The sequence below is a fragment of the Pseudoalteromonas sp. PB2-1 genome, assembly GCF_045040605.1.
Taxonomy (GTDB): domain Bacteria; phylum Pseudomonadota; class Gammaproteobacteria; order Enterobacterales; family Alteromonadaceae; genus Pseudoalteromonas; species Pseudoalteromonas arabiensis.
Genome location: NZ_CP090667.1, coordinates 1,846,924 through 1,865,309, shown reverse-complemented (window position 1 = coordinate 1,865,309; position 18,386 = coordinate 1,846,924). Strand labels below are relative to the sequence as shown.

16 protein-coding genes are annotated in these 18,386 nt (G+C 39.8%); 12 read left to right on the top strand and 4 right to left on the bottom strand.

The genetic code is table 11. The features are described 5' to 3' along the window. The first annotated feature begins 276 nt into the window (after nt 1–276). Nucleotides 277–564 carry a hypothetical protein gene (locus tag L0Z67_RS08610; RefSeq protein WP_405127852.1) on the top strand — a complete coding sequence of 96 codons (288 nt, stop codon included), beginning with the start codon at nt 277–279 and terminating at the stop codon, nt 562–564. Nucleotides 565–677: 113 nt separating this feature from the next. After that, the gene (locus L0Z67_RS08605; protein ID WP_237118543.1) at nt 678–1,106 is read left to right on the top strand and encodes a cell envelope integrity protein TolA; all 429 of its coding nucleotides are present in this window, start codon (nt 678–680) and stop codon (nt 1,104–1,106) included. 163 nt (nt 1,107–1,269) lie between these two features. Here the strand turns inward: L0Z67_RS08605 and L0Z67_RS08600 are convergent, their stop codons facing one another. Further along, on the bottom strand, nt 1,270–2,478 hold the full coding sequence (locus L0Z67_RS08600) for a porin (protein ID WP_193988830.1): 1,209 nt from the start codon (nt 2,476–2,478) through the stop codon (nt 1,270–1,272). Nucleotides 2,479–2,649: 171 nt separating this feature from the next. Then, the gene (locus L0Z67_RS08595) at nt 2,650–3,171 is read right to left on the bottom strand and encodes a TetR/AcrR family transcriptional regulator (RefSeq protein ID WP_405127851.1); all 522 of its coding nucleotides are present in this window, start codon (nt 3,169–3,171) and stop codon (nt 2,650–2,652) included. Nucleotides 3,172–3,377: 206 nt separating this feature from the next. Between L0Z67_RS08595 and L0Z67_RS08590 the strand changes: the two genes are divergently transcribed. The 7 genes from L0Z67_RS08590 (at nt 3,378) to L0Z67_RS08560 (ending at nt 11,800) form a co-directional block, all read left to right on the top strand. After that, nucleotides 3,378–4,964: an ABC-F family ATPase gene (locus tag L0Z67_RS08590; protein ID WP_237127981.1), complete on the top strand. Its 1,587-nt coding sequence runs from the start codon at nt 3,378–3,380 to the stop codon at nt 4,962–4,964. Nucleotides 4,965–5,113: 149 nt separating this feature from the next. Further along, a complete protein-coding gene (gene purE / locus L0Z67_RS08585) occupies nt 5,114–5,596 on the top strand; it encodes a 5-(carboxyamino)imidazole ribonucleotide mutase (protein ID WP_054561454.1) in 483 nt (160 codons plus the stop codon). 1 nt (nt 5,597) lies between these two features. Then, nucleotides 5,598–6,746, top strand: coding sequence for a 5-(carboxyamino)imidazole ribonucleotide synthase (locus tag L0Z67_RS08580; RefSeq protein ID WP_405127850.1), 1,149 nt, complete (start codon nt 5,598–5,600; stop codon nt 6,744–6,746). A 135-nt stretch (nt 6,747–6,881) separates the two neighbouring features. Next, entirely contained in the window at nt 6,882–7,112 is a 231-nt protein-coding gene (locus L0Z67_RS08575; protein ID WP_062569098.1) for a DUF2798 domain-containing protein, read from the top strand. Then, nucleotides 7,109–8,041 (top strand): YeiH family protein, encoded by a 933-nt coding sequence (locus L0Z67_RS08570; protein ID WP_083515304.1) that lies wholly within the window; start codon nt 7,109–7,111, stop codon nt 8,039–8,041. The genes L0Z67_RS08575 and L0Z67_RS08570 overlap by 4 nt, the downstream gene beginning before the upstream one ends. Further along, nucleotides 8,038–9,201, top strand: coding sequence for an endonuclease/exonuclease/phosphatase family protein (locus tag L0Z67_RS08565; RefSeq protein WP_405127849.1), 1,164 nt, complete (start codon nt 8,038–8,040; stop codon nt 9,199–9,201). The genes L0Z67_RS08570 and L0Z67_RS08565 overlap by 4 nt, the downstream gene beginning before the upstream one ends. Nucleotides 9,202–9,307: 106 nt before the next feature. Continuing rightward, nucleotides 9,308–11,800, top strand: coding sequence for a prolyl oligopeptidase family serine peptidase (locus L0Z67_RS08560; RefSeq protein ID WP_405127848.1), 2,493 nt, complete (start codon nt 9,308–9,310; stop codon nt 11,798–11,800). A 29-nt stretch (nt 11,801–11,829) separates the two neighbouring features. Here the strand turns inward: L0Z67_RS08560 and rrtA are convergent, their stop codons facing one another. Beyond that, nucleotides 11,830–12,426: a rhombosortase gene (rrtA, locus tag L0Z67_RS08555; protein ID WP_062569094.1), complete on the bottom strand. Its 597-nt coding sequence runs from the start codon at nt 12,424–12,426 to the stop codon at nt 11,830–11,832. An 84-nt stretch (nt 12,427–12,510) separates the two neighbouring features. Here rrtA and ggt point away from each other — a divergent pair, with 84 nt between their 5' ends. From ggt to L0Z67_RS08540, 3 genes are all read left to right on the top strand, one after another. Next, a complete protein-coding gene (ggt, locus tag L0Z67_RS08550) occupies nt 12,511–14,268 on the top strand; it encodes a gamma-glutamyltransferase (RefSeq protein WP_083515303.1) in 1,758 nt (585 codons plus the stop codon). Between the two features lie 174 nt (nt 14,269–14,442). Beyond that, complete coding sequence (locus tag L0Z67_RS08545; RefSeq protein ID WP_062569404.1) at nt 14,443–16,137, top strand: NAD-dependent malic enzyme; 1,695 nt, start codon at nt 14,443–14,445, stop codon at nt 16,135–16,137. 141 nt (nt 16,138–16,278) lie between these two features. Then, nucleotides 16,279–16,995, top strand: a complete 717-nt coding sequence (locus tag L0Z67_RS08540; protein ID WP_237127893.1) for an SIMPL domain-containing protein — start codon at nt 16,279–16,281, stop codon at nt 16,993–16,995. On the opposite strand, the gene L0Z67_RS08535 is transcribed toward L0Z67_RS08540, so the two are convergent. Continuing rightward, nucleotides 16,992–18,350 carry a DUF2254 domain-containing protein gene (locus L0Z67_RS08535; RefSeq protein WP_405127847.1) on the bottom strand — a complete coding sequence of 453 codons (1,359 nt, stop codon included), beginning with the start codon at nt 18,348–18,350 and terminating at the stop codon, nt 16,992–16,994. The two genes, L0Z67_RS08540 and L0Z67_RS08535, sit on opposite strands and share 4 nt — an antisense overlap. Between the last annotated feature and the right edge of the window lie 36 nt (nt 18,351–18,386).

Genomic DNA, 18,386 nt, shown 5'->3' with positions numbered 1-18,386 from the left:
CGTAACTGTCAGTAGATTGCATAGCTCAGAACAGAGAGCGATTACTATTAAGCAGAGTATAAATCAGAACAACTTTTCTAATTACTTAAACCATCGAGATCATTTCCAAAAATATCTTACCCCAATATCTGAACATTTAAGTTTAGATGTGGACCCCTTTAAAATATATGGGATAATATTTTTAGTACTTCTACACCATACAATGCAAGTGTAAAGTTGTCAGAGGGTATACTTGATTTCTTTTCTGAAAGGTTTGAAAGCGAGTTTTGGTCGAAAATGAAATTCTCAGCACCAAATTTCACTAAACAAGAAGTTAATATTTATTTTCCTAGATTTGCTAAATCTATCGGTATCAATGCTGAAAATTTAACGTTAAGTAACTTTAACGAGTTGAAGTCAATACTAATTAAAATTCGTAAAATCTATCGCCGAGCAATGGAGTATGGAATGACAAAAGACGCACCAGAATCTTTTCAAGAAATAGAAGAGTCTGGATTTGCTATGTTAATAGGTGAATTTGATCATTGGGCACATGAGAACAACTTTCACAATATATGGAAATAATACTAACAAGTAACTCACCATAGTTCAAAACACATGACTTGTGATTATTTTTCCCTAATTTTAGCCAAAAACAGTGCGTCCCATTGAGCTGCGTTTGATATAACATGGATACTATGAAACTTCTAATCAAATTTTATTTTGCTTTTTCCTTGATAGGTTGTACTTCAACTACTCAGCATGAATTACTAGGGGAAAAGATTTCAACAAGAAAGGTTTCAGACTTTAATGAAAAAACTGCTGTTCCAAATTGGGCTAGTAAGAATAAAAGTCTAATTGAATCAAACTTATTTGTTTGCGAAGCATGTTTCGGCCATAAGGTACAGGTACATATAAATCTTGATGATAATGGTTATTTAAAAGTTTCTAAAATCGTGCGCTCTACAGGTCAAAAAGAGTTAGAAAAAGAAGCATTAAAAGCTATAAAGACTTCTGAACCGTTTGATATTTCATACTTAAATGAAGAAGACAAAAAAGTAGTGAAAAACATTATATTTACCTTTGCTCCAGTTCGCTCCAGAGAAAAGAGCATAACAAGCAATTAAACAAGGTGCGGATATGCACAAGGCTTTATTTTTCACACATGGTTAATAGTTGCTGAGTAACAGCTTTTATTGATTGATCTTGCCAAAAAGCAAAATATTTTAGTAGTACATAAAATAGGGTAGGTAAAAGCCCACCTAGATGGGCTTAAGCGTTAATTACTATTTACAGAGTGTAATTAAATCCGATAGCTATACCGTCATCTTCTGTTTGTGACATTTGAGCTTCTTGCTCAGCGTTATTACTCGAAAAGTCACTAAAATCTTTACGAGCTTCTATATACAAAATAGTATCTTTAGCCATAAAGTAGTGCGCGCCTATCACGGCAAATTGACGTTTAAATACATCTTGTGGGTCGGCGTTAAAGTTAGGTTGAATTACGTAATCATCACCTGCGTCAAATACGTTATAAGCAATAAAAGTACGAATGTCGTTATCAAAGCGATAGCTTAGGATAGACTCTAAACCGACAGCATCTTTTATCAAACGACCTAAATTATCTGTATCGTGGTTTTCATTTTTATTGATATTTGCAGAGGCATACCAGCCAGGTTTGTAAAAGTCACCATATGTTATACCTACACCGTAAATTAAATCGGTAACAAGCTGATCACGGCCATCTGCATAAACAATATCGAATTCACCTCTGTTAATACCGGCAGTAAGTTTTAGATTATCCGTTGCTCTATAGGTAACAGCTGCGCCATAAGTCGAGTTAAACTCAACATTTTGCGCTGCAGGATTACCTTGCTCAAATAATAATTCGCATGAACTGCGAGATATATCCGCGATGTCGCAGGTATAAAAGTCATCCGATTTCAGCTGGGCTTGCAATGCGACATGAAATTTCCCCCAAGTGTTACGGTATTGCAGTACTTTATCACCACGGCCTGTTCCATTTACCGCACCATCATCTTTATTGTATGTATAGACACCTGCAGCGTTACCGTCCCACACTAAACTATAATTTGTATTGTAGACCACGTCATACCATGCACCCCATTGCTTTCCTATTGTTACTTGGCCATAGTCATCGTGTTTTAGTCCTACATAACCTAATCGATTATATAAAAACTCATCTTGAATTGATTCAAAGCGGTTATTATAAATTATGTCTGTGCTACCAACAGGGTTTACACCCCATTCAAGTAGTGCAAAAGCTTGCCAGCCATTTTTTAATTGTCGTTTAAAATCAAAGTTAATGCGCGATGCACCGTTTACAATTTCGGTTTCACCTTGAGTGTTAATTACTCTTGCATCAATAAAGCCGCCAAAAGTGACACTGTTTGTTTCATCTTTATAAATCTCAATGGCATTTGCTGTTGGGATTATCGTTAAGCCAGCGAGAAAAATGGCAGCGTGTGTTCTTTTCATAAAGTACCTTGTTTAATTGTTGTCCCTAATAGGTCTAAATTAACTAAAAGAATGAGAATATCAAAGCTAAAATATATGAAAAAGTGAAAAAAAATCATGAAACTCCCGCTTTGTGAGGAAAATTTATTCATTTTAGGTTCACTATGTTGAATTATCAATGGCTTACTCTAGTTAAAAAATAGACACTTTCTGACTCAACGTTCTGAGCATTAGTTTGGTATTAGGGATTTCAGCACTTAACCCATAAATAAGGGTCATAAAGTAACAGTCCAACAAGATAGCGGCTTTTACTTTATTAAACTGTGGTTGTTCAGAAAACACTAAAGTTTGAATTAACTCCATATGTCGTTGTTGAAATGTTTTAGAAAATAAACGTTCACTAAATAGCACTTTATAAAATTGATGATGTAAACAATAAAATTGGTAAAAGTATTGTGCGTAATGATTGATCTTCAATCGGGGAGGACGATGAATATCGGTTTCTTTAGCGCGCTCTAATACATCATTAAACCTCAATTCAAGGCATGCCTCTAAAATCGCGATCTTACTCTCAAAATGTTTAAACAAAGTACCGACAGCAATACCACAAGCAGAAGATATTTGACGTGTAGACGTATCATTAAATCCATGCTCTGCGAAAAGCTGCCATGCAGTATTTAGAATATGTTGATGTGTCTTATTATGATTGCCCATAGCTATTATATTGTTTTATTTAAAGTAATTGTAAAGTGAGCGCGTTCACTTATAAAAGTGAGCATGTTCACTAAAGATAGACCTAGTTAATTAAGTTGTAAAATGACTAGGTTGTTTTAAACAATCTTTCATAGCGTGCTAAGCGGCTTTAGTTTAAAATTGCACACAGTTTCGTTTTACTTTTTTACCCGCTGGAGGGTACCGCTATCATTAGTACAGCTAATATCACCATGCAATTTGGTGCTAAACCTTTATTCGAAAATATCTCAGCAAAATTTGGCGATGGTAACCGTTACGGTTTAATCGGTGCGAATGGCTGTGGTAAATCAACCTTCATGAAAATCCTAAGTGGCGAACTTGAGCCATCTTCAGGTAACGTCAGTACAGATCCAAACGAGCGTGTTGCAAAACTAAACCAAGACCAGTTTGCTTACGAAGAGTTTTCTGTAATCGACACGGTAATCATGGGTCATAAAGAGCTGTGGGAAGTAAAAAAAGAACGTGACCGTATTTACAGCTTACCTGAAATGAGCGAAGAAGACGGCATGCGTGTAGCAGACCTTGAAACTGAGTTTGCCGAAATGGATGGTTACTCAGCAGAAGCAAAAGCAGGTGAGTTACTGATTGGTGTAGGTATTGGCACTGAGCAACACTACGGCCCTATGTCTGAAATCGCACCGGGTTTTAAACTGCGTGTGTTACTTGCACAAGTGCTGTTTTCTGATCCAGACATCATGCTACTCGATGAGCCTACCAATAACTTGGACATCTACACTATTAAGTGGTTAGAAGACGTGTTAAACCAGCGCGACTGCACCATGATCATCATTTCGCACGACCGTCACTTCTTAAACTCAGTCTGTACACACATGGCTGACATCGATTACGGCGAGCTTCGTATTTACCCTGGTAACTATGATGAGTACATGTTTGCCGCAACACAGGCTCGTGAGCGTCTACTTAGCGAAAACGCGAAGAAGAAAAGCCAAATTGCTGAGCTTCAACAGTTCGTATCGCGCTTTTCTGCAAACGCTTCAAAAGCAAAGCAAGCGACATCACGTGCTAAACAAATTGATAAAATTCAGCTTGAAGAAGTTAAAGCATCTTCGCGTCAAAGCCCATTTATTCGCTTTGAGCAAGAAAAGCAACTATTCCGTAATGCCTTAGAGCTAACAAACTTAGCGCAAGGTTTTGATAACATGCTTTTCAGTGGCCTTGAAGGCTTAGTTGAAGTAGGTGAGCGTATTGCGATTATCGGTGAGAACGGTGTTGGTAAAACAACACTGTTAAATACCCTTGCTGGTCGTTTAGCACCAAAACAAGGTGAATTTAAATGGTCAGATAACGCTAATATTGGGTATTACGCACAAGACCATGCTGACGAGTTCGAACAAGATATGAACTTATTCCAGTGGATGGAACAATGGCAACAAGAAGGTGACGACGAGCAAGTTGTTCGTAGTTTCTTAGGTCGTATGTTGTTTTCACAAAACGACATTAAAAAGTCAGTAAAAGTTATTTCAGGTGGTGAGCAAGGCCGTATGTTGTTTGGCAAAATTATGATGCATAAACCAAACATCTTATTAATGGATGAACCAACCAACCACATGGATATGGAATCTATCGAAGCGCTTAACTTAGCACTTGAAGCATACGAAGGGACTTTGTTGTTCGTATCACACGATAGACAATTTGTATCATCACTTGCTAACCGTATTTGGGAAATCAAAGACGGCAACATTATCGACTTTAAAGGTACATACACCGAGTACCTAGCAAGCAAAGAAGCATAATGTGCTTATGAGTGATTAAAAGCCATGCATGTCATGGCTTTTTTGTGCTTCTAGAGTCGCATCTTGAGGTGGTTTGGGTATATAATACCCGCCACAAAATAAGGACAAAAGTCCGCTTTTTAGAAAACAATTTTAACTGAGGTGTATTTATGACAGTTGGCATTATTATGGGTTCCAAATCAGACTGGCCAACGATGGAACATGCGGCATTAATGCTAGAAAAATTTGGCATTGAATACGAAACTAAAGTTGTTTCTGCTCACCGTACCCCTCAATTACTTGCTGACTATGCAAGCTCGGCTGCTGAGCGCGGCATTAAAATTATTATTGCGGGTGCCGGTGGTGCTGCGCACTTACCTGGTATGGCTGCGGCATTTACATCACTACCAGTTTTAGGTGTACCCGTTAAATCAAAAACACTTAATGGTGTAGATTCATTATTATCTATCTGCCAAATGCCTAAAGGTGTTGCGGTAGGTACACTGGCTATCGGCGAAGCAGGCGCTGCAAATGCTGGACTTTTAGCAGCACAAATTTTAGGTTGTCAACAGCCTGAAATCTTCGCAAAAGTTGAAGCTTTCCGTAAAGAACAAACAGACACCATCTTAGCTAACCCTAATCCTGCAGAGTAATATGAATATTTTAATTTTAGGTGCAGGTCAGTTAGCTCGTATGATGAGCTTAGCGGGTGCACCGCTTGATTTAAATGTTGTTGCTTACGATGTGGGCAGTGAAAAAATCATTCACCCGTTAACCGGTGAAGTTCACAACAGCACATTACAACAAGCAATTGATAATGCAGACGCCATCACAGCAGAATTTGAACACATTCCTGATGATGTACTAACGCTATGCTGTCAAAGCAATAAGTTTTACCCAGGTAAAGCAGCGATTAAAACTGGTGGCGATCGCGCTCTTGAAAAAGCATTACTTGATAAAACAAATGTTGAGTGTGCGCCTTATCAGCTAATTACAGAAAAAGCGCACCTTATTGCTGCTGTAGAGCGCTTAGGTAAGCCGCTTGTGATCAAAACTTGCCAAGCGGGTTACGACGGTAAAGGCCAATGGCGCTTAAAGTCTGCTGATGAAATTGACCAGATCTGGTCAGAAATGGCAGATTTCATCGCATCAGGCACCGTAACTGCGCCGCACTCTATTATCGCTGAAAAGATGATTCCGTTTGACCGTGAAGTATCTATTATTGGGGCACGCGACAAAGCAGGTAACACAGTAATCTATCCACTCACTGAAAACCAACACACTAACGGTGTACTAACACTTTCAGTAGCGGGTAAAGAAAAAGCAGCAATTCAAGAACAAGCTGAGGTTGCGTTTAACAAGCTTGCGCAAGAGCTTGATTATGTGGGTGTATTAGCAATCGAATTTTTTGATGTGCAAGGCACGTTATTAGTTAACGAAATTGCGCCACGCGTGCATAATTCTGGTCACTGGACACAGCAGGGTACGCATTGCTCACAGTTCGAAAATCATATGCGTGCAGTTGCTGGTTTACCATTAGGTAGTACAGAACTACTTCGTCCTACCGCTATGATCAATGTACTAGGCCAGCCTTCTGTTCCACACTCAGTACTTGCAACGCCTGACGTTACAAGTCACTGGTATGGTAAAACGGCTAAACCTGGTCGTAAGATGGGGCATATTAATGTCTCAGCCGATAATCTTCATCAACTGGGTGAGCGTTTAGCGGCACTTGCTGAAGTGCTGCCAGAACACGATTATCCAGGTGTCGCTGCTACCAGCACCCAACTTATTTTAAACTGATCAGTTTAAATTCTAAGGAGCCGAGTTCATCTCGGCTTTTTAATATCCTAATAGAATAATACCTCTTGTCTCAAAGCACTTGCGTCAGGTTTTTCTTGCTATAGACTAATATTTTTATATTAATATTAGCTTGTTATGTTACATCCTCGATTTAGAACAGTCGTATTTGCGTTTTTTATGGCGCTGTTTATGTCTGGATTTATGTCTTTAGTGATCAGCATTTTTAACGTTGGTTTAATTGATAACATTGCAACCATTTGGCTTAAAGCATGGGCTTTTGCTTTTTGTGTGGCATTTCCTACCGTTATTTTTGTCGCACCTGTAGTGCATAAGTTAACCAATAGATTGATCAGAGCACCGTTGTGATAGCCGAACGCCCAAAACAAGTACTATTTATTACGTTATTTTTAGCATCTGCTTTGCCATTTGTTGGCTCAGCTACGGCACTTGTAGTCGGTGCTTTGTTTGCCATGCTATTAGGTAATCCATTTGCAGCGCAGTCACAAAAAATGAGTAAATGGATGCTAAAGTTGGCGGTAATTGGCTTAGGCTTTGCTGTTGATTTTAGCCAAGTAATAGAAGTAGGGCGTAGCTCTATTGTGCTTACAATCGTTAGTATTACCGCGATTATTGGCCTTGGCGAAATTTTATCGCAGTTATTTAAGTTAAATAAAAATACTGGCGTACTCATCTCATTTGGTACTGCTATTTGTGGTGGTAGCGCCATTGCTGCAATGGCGCCTGTAATTAAGGCCAAAGATCATGAAGTGGCGATATCATTAGCCGTGGTGTTTTTATTAAATGCCCTTGGTTTAGTGTTATTTCCGATGATTGGTCATTATTTTGGCCTGACTGAGCATCAGTTTGGGGTTTGGGCGGCACTGGCTATTCATGACACGAGCAGTGTAGTGGGGGCTTCCGCGGCTTATGGCGCATCTGCGCTTGCCATTGCAACAACCATTAAGCTGACCAGAGCGATGTGGATCATACCGTATACGAGTATCGCAGGTGTATTTTGGAAGTCTGATGAAAAAGCCAGTATCCCCTTGTTTATTATAGGCTTCTTGGCTGCTGCGCTGATTAATTCAAGTTTTCCAGAGTTTCAAACACTGTGGCACGCCCTTAACATAGGTGCTAAGCAAGTTTTGGTAATGACCTTATTTTTAATCGGCAGTGGCTTATCAATTTCAGTTTTAAAACAAGCGGGCATTAAACCTTTTATCATGGCGATGATCTTATGGATCATTGTCAGCAGTATTATTTTACTACTAATAGTAGACGGATTTATTTCATGAAAAATTCCTTATTAAGTTCTTCAATAGCACTTGCTACAGGCTTGTTTGCTAATAATTTAGCGGCTGCAGATCTGCGTGTTGCCACTTTCAACGTGAGCATGGACGCCACAAATTATGCTAAAAAAGGTGAGGCGGTCGATAAAGATGCTTTAAGCAAAGCATTAGCGAGTAACCACCAGCAAATTCGCAACATAGCAGAAATTATTCAACGTGTAAGACCAGATGTAATTCTACTGAACGAGTTTGATTATATTGATGCTGAAAAAGGCATTAACGTTTTTCGCAAAAACTATCTGCAAGTACCGCAAAATAAGCAGGTTGCAATTGACTATCCATATTATTTTATTGCACCAGTCAATACGGGTTTAGCTACTGAATTTGATCTAGATAACGATGGTGTAAAGGGGCATTACAAAGGCGACGCGCAGGGCTTTGGCTTCTTTGAAGGGCATTATGCGATGGCAGTACTGTCACGTTACCCAATTGATTTAGATAAAGCACGTACTTTACAAACATTCAAATATAAAGACATGCCAAATGCGCAAATGCCCATCGACCCTAAAACAGGTAAAAACTGGTATTCTGCTGAGGAATGGCAAGCAATCCACCTAAGCTCTAAATCATTTTGGGATTTACCGATTGATGTAAAAGGAAAAACGGTTCATCTACTAGCTTCACATCCAACACCGCCAGTTTTTGATGGTGATGAAGACCGTAACGGTAAGCGTAATCACGATGAAGTGCGCCTAATTGCTGATTACATCAATAATGCGAACTACATTTATGATGACAAAGGCCAAAAAGGGGGCTTAAAAGCGAAAAGCCGCTTTGTGATTGTTGGGGATTTAAATGCGGCACCTGAAGGTGGTAAAGCTCGTCCTGAAACAACTGACCAAATTTTGAAAAACCCTCTAGTGAATACTTCATTTACCCCTTCTAGCAAAGGGGCTAAACAGTCCTATAAAGAAGAATATGCAAAAAATTACACGGCCTATTGGCAAGCCCGTGCTGATTACGTACTCCCTTCTAATTACGGTATTGAGATCAATGACGGCGGGGTATTTTGGCCAGTAAAAAGCTCAGAATTATACCGTTTGATTAAAGATCGTAATGCCTCATCTGATCATCGTATGGTATGGCTTGATATTAGCTTGAAATAAGCTGTTATTAAACGGAAAAGTTTGGCTGTTTATCCTATAAAAATTGCTATTTCATCAGTGCTTCTGCTTAAATAAGGCGAATTATAATAACCCCGTAAGAAGCACTATGAAATTCAAAACCACTGCTAATAAAACGTTAGTGGCTCTCGCAGTCGCATCTAGCTTTATGCTAGCTGGTTGTCAATCAACCGCCTCAACACCTTCTGAAGAACAAGTAAACAATGTAGCCCCTGTTGTTGTTACCCCTGCTGACACAGGCTCAGCTGAAATCACGTTAGAGCAAGCAATGGCTCACCCTGATTGGTTAGGCCGTCAGCCAGAGCGTGCTTTCTGGAATGGTGATTCTAACAGCATTGTTTATGCACAAAAGCAACAGGGTAGTGAGTTACGTGATTTATATGTGCAAGCGGTTAATAGCCAATCTGCATCACAATTAACGTTAAACAAATTACACACCGTAGGTGCAAAAAACGCAGTTTACTCGGCTGATAAAAAGCAACAGGCTTATGCATTTGAAGGTAATATCTTTGTTAAAAACCTAAGCACTGGTCAAATTACACAAATTACACACGACAGCGCACAGCAATCAAAGCCGCAGTTTTTAACGGATGGCAGCCTTGCGTATCGCCAAGGTAATGCATTTTATAAAGTTGATTTGGCAACAGGTCGTCAAGTTGAGTTAGTTAACTTACACCTAGACGATGCACCTAAAGGTGTGCAAGAGCCAGACACGTATATTGCAAAAGAGCAGCACAAACTAATTGATTACATTGCGCTGACTCACAAAAACAAAAAAGATCGTGAAGCGCGTAAAGAGCAAATTAATGAGCAAAACGACAGTATTGCTAATTCACAGTTCTATTTAGGTAAAGATAAACGTTTGGCAGACGTGCAGCTTTCACCAAATGGTCAAGCTCTCGTTGCAGTTACCACTGAAAACCGCTCATGGCGCGATGAAGGCGATATCATGCCTAATTACATTGCCGATGATGCGCGCGTAAAAGCTGAAAAAGTACGTCGTCGCGTTGCGGATGAAAAACCAATCAGCTCAGATGTTATTTACATCGACCTTAAATCAGGCGAGCAAACAACCCTTGCATTCGATACCTTACCTGGTTTTGATGAAGACGTTCTTGCAGCTGTTAAGAAAGAAAACTTCGCTCGTGATGGCAAAACTTACAAGTCTGAAAAAGCGCCGCGTGCTATCAACCTAATGATGGATTGGGGTTGGGATCAAAGTGCAATCCAATGGAACACAGATGGTTCACACGTGGCTCTTATGCTTGAAGCATGGGACAACAAAGACCGTTGGTTAGCGACTGTTGATACACAAAACAACAAACTTGTTTCACAGCACCGTTTACATGACGATGCGTGGGTTAACTATGCATACAACGATTTTGGTTGGTTGAACAACTCTGATACGCTTTACTATCTATCTGAAGAGTCTGGTTACAGCCATATTTACAAAAAGCCACTTAACGGTAAAGCAACGCAGCTTACTAAAGGCCAATTTGTTGTTTCTAACTTAACGTTAACGGCTGATAACTCAGCAATTTACTACAAAGCTAACGTTGAGCACCCAGGTCTTTACGAAATCTATCGTGTAAACCCTGCAAACGGTGAGTCTGAGCAAATCACTAACCTTGATGGCATGACCGACTACCAGTTAAGTCCAGATGAAAGCAAACTATTGCTAACCCACTCTAAGATTATGTCGCCACCTGAGCTTTACGTTGCTGATGCAAAAGCAAATACCCAAGCAACTCAGTTAACGCACACGGTATCTGATGAGTTTTTAGCGAAGAAGTTAATTGCACCTAAGATTGTTGCTGTGCCTTCAAGCCACACTGATCAGCCAATTTACGCAAAAGTATATTACCCAGCTGATTATAAAGAAGGCGAGACAGGCAAAAACCGTAAAGCGGTTATCTTTAACCATGGTGCAGGTTACTTACAAAACTCACACATGGGTTGGTCTGGTTACTTCCGCGAGTTTATGTTCCACTCACTATTGGCTTCAGAAGGCTACGTAGTCATGGATATGGACTACCGTGCCTCTAAAGGTTATGGCCGTGATTGGCGTACAGCAATTTATCGACAAATGGGTACGCCAGAAATTCAAGATTTAGCAGACGGCGTAAGCTGGATGGCAGACAACGCTAACGTAGATACAAAAGCGGTAGGCACCTACGGTGGTTCATACGGTGGTTTCATGACATTCATGGCGCTATTTACACAACCTGATTTATTTCAAGCAGGTGCAGCGCTTCGTCCGGTAACTGATTGGGCTCACTACAATGGTCCTTACACGTCGAACATCTTAAATCACCCAGATGTTGACCCAATTGCGTATGAGAAGAGTTCACCAATTTATTTTGCGGAAGGTTTGAAAAATCGCTTATTAATCAACGCACCTATGGTTGATGACAACGTATTCTTCCAAGACTCTGTGCGCCTAGTACAACGTTTAATTGAGCTTGAAAAAGAAAACTTTGAAACAGCTATTTTCCCAGTTGAACCGCATGGCTTTGTACAGCCATCAAGCTGGTTAGATGAATACCGTCGTATTTATAAGTTGTTCAAAGAAACGCTTTAGTTTTTGGACTTATACAAAACAGCCACTTATTAGTGGCTGTTTTTATATGTAGACTTTAAAACATTTATAAATACTGGCAAAGCCAGTACTGTGCCACCAAGTGCACCAATAAGATGGGCATCTATAGCCACATTTGATGCAATTAATTGGCTTACTGAATCACTAGGGCCTGCAATTTGCTCCCAAATAACTTTCGCCCATGTGCCTACGAACAACAACCAGCCTGAAAAGAGGCCTGCTTGTACGTCTTTTATCGAGCCCCAAATTATTACACCATGCAGTAATGCACTAAGTCCCGTATAAATATAAATATCAGGGCAAAATAACCACACCCCTAATCCACACCAAAGTGCAAGAACAGCGATGTTAAAAGCGTATCTAAATGGTGATGTATGCTCAGCATGTAATGCCCATATTAAAAAAATACCAGCGCAATTTAAGAAAAGATGAGGCCAATTTGCATGAACGAATTGACTCGTGAAAATCCGCCAATATTCACCATTTGTAACTAACAACCGGTTAAATTCTAAATAATCATTAAGATTAAATGCCGCAAAAAAAGTGCTTAGTAAGATTAAACATAAAGGAGGAAGTACATATAGTGGTTTCAGGGGCAGGTTGATCATGTTATTTTTATGGCTTAGAGATTTTTTGCATATTGTGCACGTTTCACACCAAGATGCCAATTAAACAACCGGGATTTAGTTTTTATGTTTTTTAAAACCAAAGCACTTATCGTGCTCTCTTCTTCATTACTGTATTGTTCAACACTTTTAGCTGCACCGGCAAAAATTGAAACAAGAGAACCAGAAGCGGCAACGGGATTTGCTGATAAGCAGGTCGTTGAAGGCGATAAATATATGGTCGCAGCAGCCAATCCTTATGCTGTAAAAGCAGGGCAAAAAATGCTTGAGCTAGGCGGTACAGCAGTTGATGCGGCAATCGCCACTCAACTCGTTCTTACATTAGTTGAACCACAATCATCAGGCATAGGTGGTGGCACCTTTATGATGTACTTTGATAATAAGTCAAAGAGTTTAACAAGTTTTGATGGCCGTGAAACTGCGCCTAGTAATGCGGATGAAACGCTGTTTTTAGATGAGCACGGTAAAGCGGTAAAATGGATTGAAGCGGTGGTTGGTGGTCGCTCAGTGGGTGTTCCGGGTATTTTACATGCCTTTGCATCAGCTCATAAGCGCTACGGCAAGCTTTCTTGGCAAACGCTATTTCAACCTGCAATTGCGCTTGCAGAACAAGGATTTGTTGTGTCACCTCGCCTGCACAAGTTACTAGCTAAAGAACTAAACCCTGGTGTTACAAAGTTGCCCGTTATTCGTGATTACTTTTTTCCAGACGGAAAGCCGCTCGCTATTGGCACTGTTAAGAAAAACCCTGAGCTTGCAGCACTTTATAAAGAAATAGCAAAACGCGGTATTGATGCTTTTTACAAAGGCGAAAATGCACAACAACTTGTTCATGCAGTGCAAAATTCAATTGTAGCGCCAGGCACACTTCGCGTAGAGGATTTAGCAAGCTATCAAAGCAAAGAACGTGCACCTGTGTGTGTTGATTATCATCAATATGAAGTGTGTTCAATGGCTCCACCAAGCAGTGGGGGAGTTGCTGTGTTACAAATTCTAGCCTTGCTTGAGCACAAAGAAATGGCAAAGCTTGAACCTAACTCAGTACAAGCGCTTCATTATTTTACTCAAGCATCGCGTTTAGCTTTTGCCGACAGAAATGTATACATGGGTGACCCTGATTTTATGGCAATCCCTACCGAAGGCTTGTTAAACAAAGAGTACATTACCAGTCGCGCTAAACTTATTTCAGAGAAAGATGTTCATGCCGAAGCAGGCACGCCACCTAACTCACTTGCTTATGCACAAGATGATGCGTATGAATTGCCATCAACGAGTCATGTATCTATTGTTGACAGTGAAGGCAATGCAGTTTCGATGACCAGTTCAATTGAGATGGCGTTTGGTTCAACAGTTATGGTAAATGGGTATATTTTAAATAATCAACTGACTGATTTTGCTTTATCGCCAACAAAAGATGGTAAACCTTTAGCAAATCGTGTTGAAGCAGGTAAACGCCCGCGTAGCTCAATGTCGCCAGTCATGGTGTTTAACAAAGACGGTAGCTTGCGCTTAGTGGTTGGTTCACCCGGTGGTAGTCGTATCATTGATTATGTAGCGCAAGTGGTTATTGGTGTTCTCGATTGGAATTTAGACGCGCAAGAGGCGATCAACTTACCACGCATTACAAACCGAAATAATTATACCAGCCTTGAAAAAGGCACCGAGCTTGCAAATCATAAAGCTGAATTTGTTAACCGTGGACACAATGTTCGCATCTTAGATTTAAACTCTGGTTTACATGCTGTTGAACTAAAAGAGGGTAAGCTTTACGGCGCTGCTGATCCGCGTCGTGAAGGTATTGCTTTAAGTGATAAAAGCCATTAAAAACGTGCTCAGCAGCCTTAAAGCTGCTGAGTTTTCATGTATACTAAAGAGTATGCAGTTTAGAGCATAAAATTCATTTTCTTCAATGGTCTGACAAGGTGGATTGTCATTGCAATTTCACCTTCAACAGTAATAATGTCAGGTCATAATTATGACGCATCAAAGCTTGGAAATATGACTACAAATACCGATCCAAATTATCTATATATTCCTTATTCAGGCCCTGGCCTTATTGAAACGCCGCTATTAAACAAAGGCAGCGCTTTTTCACAAAAAGAAAGAGAAAGTTTCAACCTAGCTGGCTTATTACCTCCTCGTTACGAGACTATCGAAGAGCAGGTTGAGCGTTGTTATCAGCAATATTCAAGCTTTAGCGACAACCTAAATAAGCACATTTACTTACGCGCAATTCAAGATAACAACGAAACCTTATACTACCGCTTAGTGCGTGATCATCTTGAAGAAATGATGCCTATCATTTACACACCAACAGTAGGTGATGCGTGCGAAAAATTCTCGGATATTTACCGCAGTGCCCGTGGTTTATTTATTTCGTATGAAGATCGTTTTCAAATTGATGATATCTTACGTAATGCTACAAAAGGTAAAGTTAAAGTTATCGTTGTAACGGACGGTGAGCGTATTCTTGGTTTAGGTGACCAAGGTATTGGTGGCATGGGTATTCCAATCGGTAAATTATCACTTTACACAGCGTGTGGTGGTATCAGCCCTGCTTATACATTACCTGTAATGCTTGATGTTGGTACGAATAACGAAAAACTGCTAAATGACCCAATGTACATGGGCGCACGTCATAAGCGTATCTCACAAGACGAGTATGATGAATTCTTAGAATTATTTATTAAAGCTGTTAAACGTCGCTGGCCTAGTGTGCTGTTGCAGTTTGAAGATTTTGCACAACCGAACGCAATGCCTTTACTGAAACGTTACCGTAACGACATTTGTAGCTTTAATGATGATATCCAAGGAACAGCAGCTGTGACTGTAGGTTCATTACTTGCTGCATGTCGTGTAAAAGGTGCAAAGCTTTCTGAGCAAAAAGTAGTGTTTGTTGGCGCAGGTTCTGCGGGTTGTGGTATCGCTGAGCAAATTATCAGTACTATGGTTGCTGAAGGCATTAGCGATGAGCAAGCTCGTTCTCAAATCTTCATGGTTGACCGTTTTGGTCTTCTTACTGAAGGTATGGAAGGTTTACGTGATTTCCAAGATGCACTAGCTCAACCAAAAGCACATTTAAGCGAGTGGACTTACAGTGGTGAGTACGCATCACTCCTTGATGTAATGCACTGTGCACAACCAGACATCTTAATCGGTGTATCTGGTCAACCTGGACTATTTACAGAGCAAGTTATCCGCGCAATGCATGCATCTTGTGCACAGCCAATTATTTTCCCATTGAGTAATCCTTCGAAGCAAGTTGAAGCACTTCCTGCAGATGTAATCGAGTGGACAGACGGCCAAGCAATTGTTGCTTCAGGTAGCCCATTTGATCCTGTTAATTACAATGGCCAAGTATTTCCAATTCCTCAATGTAACAACAGCTACATCTTCCCAGGTATTGGCTTAGGCGTTATTGCAGCTAAAGCAACCCGTATTACAGATGCAATGTTAATTGTCTCGAGTGAAACGTTAGCAGAGTCTTCGCCTCGCGCTAATACCGGTAAGGGAAGTTTGTTACCTGCCTTAACTGAGATTCAGGCTTTAAGTAAACGTATTGCGTTTGCTGTCGCTAAAAAAGCGATGGAAGAGGGCGTTGCATTAGAATTAAGTGATGAAGCTCTATGGGCTGCAATCGAAAAGAATTACTGGTTACCTGAATACCGTAACTACAAACGTCGTAGTATTTAATTCTTTATTTCTATTTAGAAAAAACAGGCTTTTTAGCCTGTTTTTTTATCGTTATTAAAAAATTTGCGCAATCGCCTTGTTCATATTGAATTAACCCTTTAAGGTGATAATGAACGGAGTTTAAGTTAAGGAACATGAATTATGCGTAAGTTCGTTTTTGCCACAATTGCCAGTGCAATCAGTTTAAATGTATTTGCTCAATCAGCACCTGATTCACCTCATATCTACATTCAAGGCCAAGCAACCGTTACCGCTATTCCTGATAACGTCAAGCTGACAGTGGCTATCGTCGAAGTTGATAAAGACCTAATAGCAGCAAAAAATAAAGCTGACACCACTATGGCTAAAGCGATAAAGTTAGCCAAAAGCCAAGGTGTAGATGAAAAAGGTATTTATGCTTCTAATATCTCGATTGATAGACAAACCGAATACAACAGAGAAACAGGCAAACAAAATTTTGTAGGTTACCGTGTAACGCGAAGCTTATCTCTGACCCTAGAAGACTTAAAAAAATACCCAATATTATTACAGCAACTTGTTGATTCAGGTATTAATGAAATAAATCAAACTCAATTTGTTTCTAGCCGCTATGATGAGCTGCACAAACAAGCACAAAAGCTCGCGATAAAAGATGCCAAAGCAGCAGCAAAAGAGCTTGCAAGTGATTATGGTGTAGAGCTAAAAGGTTTATATACGGCTTCGAATAGTCCTCTAAAGACCGATGTACAACCGTATATGCGTGCTGAAAAAATGATGGTTGCCGCAGATGCATCAGGTAACTACGTGCCTGATGCCTATCAAAGTGGTGAAATCACCATCACGGCCAGTAGTTACGCTGTTTACCTTATCGAAAATTAATCTTCTGAATTGGTGGTAAATTTTGCCACCAATTTTTCCCCTTTGTCTTCAGATATTCTCGCAATTGCTTTTAACATGTTGGTAATTTGCTTTCTGTCGTAATCATTACTTGTATTACGGTCTATATCCTCTACTATCGCTTCTAAATAAATGAACAGGCTCTCTGTGGCTTCACTGTTTTCAGAGGATCTGAATAGAATATTTTTAAACGCTTCGAGTACATTAACCATTACATAAGCATCACCCTTGGCGTAATTGCGTATAGGGGTAAAGTTATCGTGCAATAGCTCGTCAAAAGATGTTTCGTGCAGATATAAATACGGCTTATCACCCTCAGCATGCTTCAGCGAGTAGTTCACATCGCTAATATTGAGCCTTTTAATGAGTAGAATACTCAACATATCGATCGCTTTTACTGCCGTACCAGGATCATTAATGCCTGGGCTCATTGCTTTTACTGCGATTTCAGAAATTTGCGTCATACCATAGCGGTAATGGTCACGAATGTATTCTTCGATATAAAAAATAAAACAAGCAAGCAGCTCTTCTACAAGTTCAGGTTTATCTGATAAATCCGTATCACACTTTAAAAAGGGATAACCTTTAACCGTAAAAAAACCTTGTTTAACCGAGATATAAATTCTGATGTTATGTTTCTTACACAAAGCACATAATTTATCACTGTGTGCACCTTTAAAGTAACCTTCTGTTTTACTTTTAATGCTATGCCAATCATCAAAGCGAGGAAAGTCGTTAACAGGGTTCTCCTCCTGCATTGAAATAATACTCTTTAGCTCCGCTTTGGTATTCTTGAATAAATCGTTGAGAACATTATCCACTTGAATTGCTTTAGAAATTGAGTGAATAAAGTAAACAAAAAAGCCCAATGAAATAAGGCCAAAAATTAATGAAAACAAGATGCCCAGAGAAGGGATCCCCGTATCTCCATCCCCAATAGTACGGATATTAATAAGCATAATAATGGTGTAAATAATGCTACCTAAATAAAAACCCAGTACAAGTTGATGTGATTTACGAGTAATGAGGCCAGGAAGTACTCTGGGAGACAGGCTGGCACTGGCACTATTTAATACAACCATTACCATCGAAAAGCTAAACACAGTGAGTGAAATAATACTGCCTGCTAGTGTGCTTAAGATGGTTCTGGCGTTTTCTTCACTGTCGACCAGTAACACACCAATGAGCTCTTTAAATTCCATCGATAAAGACGAATACTCAATTGCCGTTGTCACTAAAGCAAAAACTAAAAACATCACCGAGAGCATAGATGGGTAAAACCCTATACTGCTTATCATTTCTCGGTAGTTATCAGCTAATTTTCTTGGCGTAAACATGCACTTCCTTAAGAACAGTTAGACTTTCGATATGAT